This window comes from Allosalinactinospora lopnorensis, assembly GCF_000981225.1.
Classification (GTDB): domain Bacteria; phylum Actinomycetota; class Actinomycetes; order Streptosporangiales; family Streptosporangiaceae; genus Allosalinactinospora; species Allosalinactinospora lopnorensis.
Genome location: NZ_LAJC01000166.1, coordinates 1 through 2,117, shown reverse-complemented (window position 1 = coordinate 2,117; position 2,117 = coordinate 1). Strand labels below are relative to the sequence as shown.

Annotated in this window: 2 protein-coding genes; both read right to left on the bottom strand. The window is 71.6% G+C overall.

Annotated features, from left to right (window positions below):
* On the bottom strand, positions 1–1,513 hold a 1,513-nt coding region (locus VS93_RS26255; protein ID WP_046472523.1), incomplete at its 3' end, for a type I polyketide synthase.
* A 46-nt stretch (positions 1,514–1,559) separates the two neighbouring features.
* On the bottom strand, positions 1,560–2,117 hold a 558-nt coding region (locus VS93_RS26250), incomplete at its 5' end, for an acyl carrier protein (RefSeq protein WP_046472522.1).

The following is a 2,117-nucleotide window of genomic DNA, read 5'->3' as shown; positions in this document are numbered from 1 at the left end:
CGCAGGGCGCCTTCGCCTCGGCCGACACCGCCCACGGCAGCACGGCGGGCGCGGCCTCGCTGCGGGCGGTGCCCCCGGCACCGGCGGTCTCATCGACACCGGCGGTCTCATCGACACCGGCGTCCGGAGCCTGCTCGACGATCACGTGGGCGTTGGTACCGGTGATCCCGAACGACGACACACCGGCCCGCCGCGGGCGGCCGGTCTGCGGCCACGGAGCAGACCCGGACAGCAGCCGGACACTGCCCGCATCCCAGTCCACCTGCGACGACGGCTCACCGACGTGCGGCGATCCCGGCAGCACCCCGTGCCGCATCGCCTGCACCATCTTGATCACTCCCGCGATCCCCGATGCCGCCTGCATGTAACCGGTGTTGACCTTCAGCGACCCCAGCCGGACCGGGTCGTCCCCGCTCCGTTGCCCGTAGGTGGCGAGAACGGCCTGGGCCTCGATGGAATCCCCGAGAGGCGTGCCGGCGCCGTGCGCCTCGACGGCGTCGACGTCGGCCGCGGTGAGTCTGGCGTTCTCCAGGGCCCGCCGGATGACCCGTTGCTGCGCGGGTCCGTTGGGAACGGTCAGGCCGTTGGATGCGCCGTCCTGGTTGACGGCGCTGCCGCGGATCACCGCGAGGACCGGATGCCCGTTGCGTTGCGCGTCGGACAACCGCTCCAGAAGGATCACGCCGACGCCCTCGGACAGGCCGACACCGTCGGCGCCGGCCGCGAAGGGCTTGCAGCGGCTGTCGGGAGCCAGGAGCCGCAGCCGACTGAACTCGACGAAGGCGGCGGGAGTGCACATCACCTGCGACCCGCCCGCCAGCGCCAGCGAGCACTCCCCCGACCGCAGCGCATGGCAGGCCTGGTGCAGTGCCACCAGCGATGACGAGGACGCCGTGTCCACCGTCACCGCCGGCCCCCGCAGACCGAACGTGTAGGCGATCCGGCCCGACACCGCGCTGCCGAGACTGCCCGTCAGCAGGTAGTCCGCGACGCTCTCCGGTACCCGCCCCCGCCCCAGGCGGCCGGCGGCATAGTCCTGGCCCGCTGTCCCGATGAAGGCCCCCGTCTGGCTGCCGCGGAATGAGACGGCATCGATGCCCGCCCGTTCGAACGCCTCCCATGATGTCTCCAGCAGCAACCGCTGCTGCGGATCCATCGCCACGGCCTCACGCGCAGAGATCCCGAAGAACTCCGCGTCGAAATCCGCGGCGTCGTGCAGGAACCCGCCCTCGCGCACGTACACCGTTCCGGCCGACTCGGGATCCGGGTCGTAGAGCCCTTCGAGGTCCCAGCCGCGGTCCGCCGGCCACGCTGAGATCGCGTCCCCTCCGGAGGCGACCAGCTCCCACAGGTCCTCCGGCGACCTGACATCTCCCGGATAACGGCAGCTCATCGCCACGATGGCGATCGGCTCCCGTGCCCGGTCCTCCACCTCCCGCAGGCGCTGGTTGGCCTGCTGCGCCTCGGCGATCGCCCGCTTGAGGTACTCGCGGAGCTTGTCCTCACCCGTCATGCGCTCCCCAATTCATCGGTATGGCCCCAGACCCGCGCGGACCGGTTCACGACTGCCCGAGACCGCGGTCGACCAGGTCGAAGAGTTCGTCATCGGTCGCGGAATCGAGCTCGCGGTCATCGGGCGCCGGCGTGCCGTTCCCGTTCGAGAGCAGCTCCCGCAGCCGCTGCATCGCCCAGGTGTGCGCGTCGGTGTCCGAGGACAGCTTGGAGAGGCCGGCTTCCAGGCGGTCCAGGTCCGCGAGTACCGAGTCGGCGTCGGCCGTTTCGCTCGGGCCGAACCGGGTCCGCAGGTATTCGGTGAGCTCGATCGGGCTGGGATGGTCGAACGCCAACGTTGTGGGCAGGTGGAGTCCGGTGGCCGCGTTGAGCTGGTTGCGCAGCTCCACCGCGGTGAGCGAATCGAACCCGAGGTCCTGGAAGGGGCGGTCGGCTTCGATCGCCTCCGCCCCCGCGTACCCCAGCACCGCGGCGATGTGCCCGCGGACAAGGGTGAGCAGCATGCTCCGCTGCTCGTGCTCCGGAAGGCCGGACAGGCGCCGCCACAGGTCCGGGCCGTCATCGTCGGCGCCGGAGCGGGCGAGGCCGCGCGGTCCCGGGTCCTG